This window comes from Dactylosporangium sp. NPDC048998 (assembly GCF_043197855.1).
Lineage (GTDB): Bacteria > Actinomycetota > Actinomycetes > Mycobacteriales > Micromonosporaceae > Dactylosporangium.
Window position 1 is genome coordinate 325932 of sequence record NZ_JBICTV010000007.1, and the last position, 6173, is coordinate 332104.

A 6173-nucleotide genomic window follows, 5' to 3' on the forward strand; every position below is an offset into this window, starting at 1 on the left:
AGACGCAGGCGCATGAAAATGAGTAGAAGAACCATGGCGCCTCTGCGTCGAAGGCATTTCACTGAGATTGACGCAAGGCGATCCTGAAAGGAAGAACGGCATGGAGTTGGTTCGTGAGGCGGCGCTCGTGTTCGCCACCCTGACCATGGGTCTCATCGCGGGCCTCTTCTACGGTTATGCCTGCTCGGTCATGCTGGCGCTGAGCCGCACCGACGACCGGGTGTTCATCGACGTCATGCAGCGCATCAACTCGTCCATCCAGAACGGTTGGTTCGCTCTGAGTTTCATGGGCTCGGTGTTGTTCACCGCGCTCGCCCTGGTGCTGCACATCGGCACCGGGCAAACCACCCGCCTGGTCCTCATCGTCGCGGGGCTCGTGCTGTACCTCGTCACCTTCGGCATCACCGTGCGCGGCAACATCCCGCTCAACATCCAGCTCGACGCGGCCGGCGCGGTAAGCCGGATCGGCGACCCGGCCGCGGTGCGGGCCCGCTTCGAGCGCCCGTGGGTGCGGCTCCACCTGGTCCGTACGCTCTCCGCGATCGGAGCGTTCGGCGCGCTGTGCGCGGCCTGCGTCGTCTGAGCCGGGGCGATCGAGCGTTGATCGAGACGATCCTCCCCGCGGGTGTGCGGTCGGCCGAAGCCTTCGACGACCGCGCGCCCGCGCCGCTGTTCCCCGAAGAGGCGGCGCTGGTCGCCGGCGCCGACCCCAAGCGGCGCACGGAGTTCGCGACCGCGCGGGCCTGCGCCCGCCGTGCCCTGGGTGAGCTCGGCCTGCCGCCGGTGCCGGTGCTGCGTGACGCGAGCCGCGCGCCGCGGTGGCCGCACGGCGTGGTGGGCAGCCTGACCCACTGCGCCGGCTACCGCGCCGCCGCGGTGGCCCGGGCCGACGCGTTCGCCGCCGTCGGCATCGACGCCGAGCCGCACGCCCCGCTGCCGGACGGGGTGCTGGGGCTCGTCGCCGGGCCCGTCGAGCGCGCGGAGCTCGCGCGGCTCGGCCGGGCCGACGGGTCGGTGTGCTGGGACCGGCTGCTGTTCTGCGGCAAGGAGGCGGCCTACAAGGCGTGGTATCCGCTCACCCGCCGCTGGCTGGGCTTCGGCGACGCGGTGGTCACGATCGATCCCGCCGGTACCTTCACCGCCGAGATCCTGGCCGCAACGGCCGGGACCGCCCCGGGGCCGGCCCGGTTCGCCGGCCGCTGGCTGGCACGCAACGGCCTGTTGCTCGCCGCGGTCACGGCGAGCAACAGGCGCGAGCACGGACCGGACGGTCACCGCGGTCCCGAGTAGGGCTGCGGTCGGGGCTGGGCGTAGGGCTGGGCGAGAGGCTGGGTGAGGGGCTGGTGCTGTGCCCGGGCGTGCAGGGAGAGCGCGCGACCGAGACCGGCGACCGCGATCGTGCACAGCAGGGTGCGGAAGTGGTTGACCGTCACCCAGACGCCCTCGAAATCGGTCCGCACCTTGTGCAGGTCCGGGATCCGGTCCGGCGAGCCGGCCCGGGCGAGGGTGTCGTTGAGCGGTACCTCGACGCCCATCGTGAGCACGAGGACGAGGAAGTAGGCGACGGTGGCCAGCGCCGTCCACAGCGCCGCGCCGCGGCGCCGCTGGGCGAACAGGACCACCACCGCCGCCGCCGGCAGCAGCAGCGCGGCGACGAAGACGAGGCCGAAGAGGCCGTTCTCGATGTCGGCGTTGATGTGCTGCATGGCGGTCACGAAGGTACGGTCGTCGGAGTCGCCGAGACCGGGCATGACGGAGATGTCGAATCCCCAGAACAGCCCGGCCATGAGGCCCATGCACACGACGGACGCGATGAGCAGCGCGCCGGCGACGCGCTGCCCCCCGCCGGTCGACGGGGTGCCGGCCGGCGCCGGGCGGGCCGTGCTGTTGCCGAGAGTTGCCATGGTCCGTGTTCCCCCTGCTGTTCGTTGGTTGGTTGACTCTCAGGCTGCGGTCAGCAGCCTCGGCAGCTCTTCCGGCCGGCCCTGCGCCACCAGGCGACCCCGGTCCAGGACACCGATCCGGTCGCAGACCTCACGCACCTCCGCCACGTCGCGGCCGGCGTAGAGGACGGCCGTACCGCCGCCACGGACCCGGTTGACCGTCTCGAGCAACCGTTCCCGGCTCCGCGGGTTGAGCCCGCGGGTCGGCTCGTCGAGCACGAGCAGCCGCGGCCGTCGCAACAGGGCGACGGCGAGGCCCATCTCGCGCAGCACCCCGTCCGGGCACCGGCCCACCGGGGTTTGGGTGTGCTCCTCGATGCGCGCCAGCGCGAGGACCTCCATCGCCCGCTCCCGTCCCAGCGTGCCGGGCAGCCCGAGCAGCCGGGCCCACAGCCGGACCGTATCGCCGACCGTCAGCGATGCCGTCACCGCGACGCTGTGCGCGACGTAGGCGGCCGGGTCGTCGAGCGGATCGTCATCGGTGCCGCCGACCGGCTGCCCGCCGGCCAGCACCACCCCGGGGTCGGCGGGCATGAGCCCGCACACCATGCGCACGATCGTGGTTCGCCCGATCGTGTCGAGCAGCGCCGCGGACCCGGTGAGCCCGAACCCCTCACCCTCCCTGACGTCGAACGCGACGTCGTCGAGCACCGTCTCCCCGTCGAGGCGGTGCCGCAGCCCGCGGACCGACAGCACGGGCCCCGGCGTCGCCGCCGGCTGTCCCGTGGTACGCCTGGTCCCGTCCGAGAACAGGTTGGTGTGCCTTCTGGGGCCGTGGTCGAACCGGGATTCCCGGCGGTTCGGACCACCACCCGCGGACTTGCACACGCAGCCCGGCCCGGCGACATTGATGGATTCCATCAACTCTCCTCAGTTGCGATCTGACGGCGGTGACCGCTCACGGAACCGGGTCGACGTCCCGAGGCGGTACGACGCCCGGCTCAGATGAGCGATCGCACCGGTGCCACCATGCGCTCGTACCGCCAGCGCAGCACCGTGCCGCCCAAGAGCCGGACGGGTGGCGGGATCGTGGCCTCCACACTGGCCACCGCCCGCCGGTCGGCCCCGTCGAACATCCATGGCTGGAGATACGCCATGACGCGCGCGGGGGCCGTGGCGACGACTCGCCGTTCAATCGCCAGATACTCCTGCGGGGTGAGGTCCTCGGTGAACACCGGGAACACGAAGTCCTCCTCCGCCCGGAGGTGTTCGTGGAGCACGGTACTGAACCGCGTCGCCGCCGCGGTCAGCCCTTGCACTCCGCGCGGTGTCAGCGCTACGGACACCGCGTCCATCGCCGCGTCGAGGGCCTCGTGGTCGCCGTGGATCGCCGCCTCGCGCGCGGCGAACCCGCGCACGCGACGGCGAAGCTCCGGCCACAACACCTCGTCCTCGCTGTGGTGGTGCCAGTCGATGGCCCCCCGGACCCGCGACCACCACGTCGCGACCGCCGGTCCGGACGACGCGGTGACCGCCGAGGCGGCTCCGGTCAACCGGCGGGCGTCGCGGCGCATGGCGACATGCATCAGCGCGAACCCGCGCACGTGCTCGGGAAGGCCGTGCACACCGTGCTCGCTCGACATCGGCACCTGTGCCATTGCTGATTCCGCCTCCCCAACCACCGTGAGCGTCGCAATTCGCGCATTCGTCGCCACTACCAGTGAACGCCAGCGACCTCGCGACGATCCATAGCTGGGAAGCTCAACTGCATGTGCTGTCGTCTCGCCGGTCCCGGGACGAGCCTCGACCACGATGCGATCGAGACTTGACTATGCCCTCAGCGCCGCGGCGGCCAGCAGCTCGACGCGGCGGTGCAGGACGTCCACGGCGGCCGCCGTCTCCGGCCTGAGCAGCACGGCTCGCACGATCCGCGCGCCGGCGGCGTCGATGCGCAGGCCCGGGTGGCGTGCCGCGAGGCGTTCCCGGACGAGCCGGATCGTGCCGAGGTACACCGGGTCGGCGATCGCCGCCGCGCCGTCCCGGACCATCCGCAGGACAGCCCGGTCCAGCGCCGACACTTCCCCGACCGCCGGCAGGCACGTGACGACGTCGAGCTCCGGCGGCTGGTGCAGGACCAGCTGCGGGGAGCGCCGGATCAGCGCCGCCCACCGGGTCGCGGCGCGCCGGGTCACGGCGAGCAGCCGGCCCAGTCCGTCGCGGGTCGGCGGCAACACCCGGAACGTGAGCCAGAGCGCGGCCACCGCGGCACCGCCCGGCGGGTCGGCGACGCCGGCCTCCGCGGCGTCGGCGGGGTCGGTGAAGAACACGGCCGCGCACCCGGCCGGCTGCAACGCGTGCCGGTGGGCGTCGACGACGATCGAGTCGCAGGCGGCGAGTGCCGCCCAGGGCTCGGGCCGGACGCCGCCGCGGCCGTCCCGCTGCGCCGCCAGCAGCGCGAAGAAGCCCCCGTAGGAGGCGTCGACGTGCACACGCACGCCGTACCGCTCCCGCAGCGGGATCACCTCGTGGATGGGGTCGACGGCGCCGGTCTCCGGCGCGCCGGCGGTCAGCACGACCGTGCCGATGTCGCCGTCGCGCACCGCGTCCTCGAGCGCGCCGACATCGATCCGGCCGAGGCCGTCGACGCGCACCGCTCGCCCCGGCACGCCGAGCGCCCGGCAGAGCCGGCCGAGGGTGCCCTCGCGGCCGGCGGCGTACGCGACGCCCTGCCCCGGCCGGGCCTCCCGCCCCACGCAGAGGGCGTCGAGGTGCGCAGCGGCGCTGCTGACGGCGAGCCGGCCGGCCGCGCCGGGCACGCCGAGCATCGCGGCGAGCTGGGCGAGGACCTCCTCGGCGAGGTCCGGATAGGCGTCCTCGCCGGCGAGGGCCGCCGCGACATGCCCGACGACCGCGGCCGGGTGGGCGGGCCGCTCGGGTCCGACCACGAAGCGTGGATGGAACACCGGCCGGCCGCGCCGCAGCCGGTCGGTGAGCGCCTCGAACGCCGCGGCGAACGTCTCGTCGTCGATCCACTGGACCGAGGGGCCCGGCGGCGCCGGCCGCGCAGGGTGGACCGCCGGGCCGAAGTCCGCCGCCCATGCGGCGGCCTCCGCCACGGAGCGGTCCAGCCAGTGCGCAAGATCCAACGCCTGCTCCTCCGGCGGGGTGAGGATCCGGGCGCACAGCATGCTCTGGAGGCCGCAACGTGAACGCAACGCGAACCGGCGACGATCAGCCGGTTCCGCTGCGGCACGGTGTCCGCCGCCCGGGCAAGGGCTATGGCCGCGACACACTATTCGTACAACACGGCGGGCGTGTTCGTCCCCGGTTATTCAGAACTCTCTTCGCCGATCGTCCGGTTCGCACGTCGGCCGTCTGGTACAAACCTGGATGTAGACGCCTTGGGCTGAGATGCACGCATGGCACAGGCCGTCCGGTTCGCCGGCTTGTTCCAGCCGGATTCCGGCCGGACTTCCAACCTGTGTACCGCCTACGTGGCAGGCTTCGCCGCCCGCTCGGCCCAGGGTGCCGGGCATCGCTGTCTTCGCCGTGCCCGTCATCCGAACGAGACGGCGGCCGCCCCTGCCCGTCTGCAGATCCCTTGTCTCCATGTCCGCGACGACTGCCGCCGACGGACCTGTACCGCATGAAAGGACAAGCATGCTCACGATCTTGTTCTTCGCCCGATCTCTGCTACCCGCAGCCCTCCTGGCGGTCGTACCGGCGCTCCCCGCCACCCCGGCCACCAGCGGCGCCGTCCAAACCCAGACGGCACGGGTGGTCTCGGGACCCGAGCTGCTGGCGAAGGCCGCGCCGGACGAGTGCTTCGCCGGGGTCGGCCAGCCCTACCCACCCGGACCGCCCTGCACCACGGGCAAGCCGAAGGTGAACCAGTCCTACGTCTGGGGCATGACCAAGTCCGGCGACCGGATCTGGTTCGGCACCGGCGCCAACGTCCAATGCCTCACCCTCGGCACCAGCCTCGGGCAGCGCACACCCGTCCAGAACGACGACTACGTCTGCGAATACGGCTCCAGCCAGCTCAGCAAACAGACCAGAGGCCTCGCCGCATCAGTGGGTGACTGGCGCCCACCCAAGGTCTACCTCTACCAGACCTCCTCGAAGAAGCTCACCGACAAGACCGGCGACATCACCAAGGCCTCCAGCAACGACAGCCGCCGGATCAACACCACCGTCGGCATCCGCGCCGCCGGCTCCAACAACGGCATCGTCCTGCTCGGCGGCCCCGGCCTGCTCGGCATCAACCTCTTCGCCTTCGACAGCAACTCC

The 6173-nt window shown here is 72.4% G+C and carries 6 protein-coding genes and 1 pseudogene; 3 read left to right on the forward strand and 4 right to left on the reverse strand.

Annotated elements, in window-relative coordinates; translation table 11 throughout:
- Positions 1-100 precede the first annotated feature (100 nt).
- Positions 101-583 carry a DUF1772 domain-containing protein gene (locus ACGFI8_RS20290; protein ID WP_392806886.1) on the forward strand — a complete coding sequence of 161 codons (483 nt, stop codon included), beginning with the start codon at positions 101-103 and terminating at the stop codon, positions 581-583.
- A 17-nt stretch (positions 584-600) separates the two neighbouring features.
- Positions 601-1290 (forward strand): 4'-phosphopantetheinyl transferase, encoded by a 690-nt coding sequence (locus tag ACGFI8_RS20295; protein ID WP_392806887.1) that lies wholly within the window; start codon positions 601-603, stop codon positions 1288-1290.
- Here ACGFI8_RS20295 and ACGFI8_RS20300 read toward each other — a convergent pair.
- The 4 genes from ACGFI8_RS20300 to ACGFI8_RS20315 form a co-directional block, all read right to left on the reverse strand.
- Positions 1272-1904, reverse strand: a complete 633-nt coding sequence (locus ACGFI8_RS20300) for a DUF1772 domain-containing protein (RefSeq protein ID WP_392806889.1) — start codon at positions 1902-1904, stop codon at positions 1272-1274. The two genes, ACGFI8_RS20295 and ACGFI8_RS20300, sit on opposite strands and share 19 nt — an antisense overlap.
- Before the next feature lie 39 nt (positions 1905-1943).
- The gene (locus ACGFI8_RS20305) at positions 1944-2804 is read right to left on the reverse strand and encodes an ATP-binding cassette domain-containing protein (protein WP_392806891.1); all 861 of its coding nucleotides are present in this window, start codon (positions 2802-2804) and stop codon (positions 1944-1946) included.
- An 80-nt stretch (positions 2805-2884) separates the two neighbouring features.
- A complete protein-coding gene (locus ACGFI8_RS20310) occupies positions 2885-3541 on the reverse strand; it encodes a hemerythrin domain-containing protein (RefSeq protein ID WP_392806893.1) in 657 nt (218 codons plus the stop codon).
- A gap of 171 nt (positions 3542-3712) precedes the next feature.
- Complete coding sequence (locus ACGFI8_RS20315) at positions 3713-5071, reverse strand: pyridoxal-dependent decarboxylase (RefSeq protein WP_392806894.1); 1359 nt, start codon at positions 5069-5071, stop codon at positions 3713-3715.
- Positions 5072-5543: 472 nt separating this feature from the next.
- Here ACGFI8_RS20315 and ACGFI8_RS20320 point away from each other — a divergent pair.
- Positions 5544-6173 (forward strand): annotated as a pseudogene (locus ACGFI8_RS20320) (hypothetical protein); the annotation flags it as partial.

Coding starts and splice junctions, on each gene's coding strand:
- ACGFI8_RS20290 (WP_392806886.1), top strand. CDS start 101: ATGGAGTTGGTTCGTGAGGCGGCGCTCGTGTTCGCCACCCTGACCATG.
- ACGFI8_RS20300 (WP_392806889.1), bottom strand. CDS start 1,904: ATGGCAACTCTCGGCAACAGCACGGCCCGCCCGGCGCCGGCCGGCACC.
- ACGFI8_RS20305 (WP_392806891.1), bottom strand. CDS start 2,804: ATGGAATCCATCAATGTCGCCGGGCCGGGCTGCGTGTGCAAGTCCGCG.
- ACGFI8_RS20310 (WP_392806893.1), bottom strand. CDS start 3,541: ATGGCACAGGTGCCGATGTCGAGCGAGCACGGTGTGCACGGCCTTCCC.
- ACGFI8_RS20315 (WP_392806894.1), bottom strand. CDS start 5,071: ATGCTGTGCGCCCGGATCCTCACCCCGCCGGAGGAGCAGGCGTTGGAT.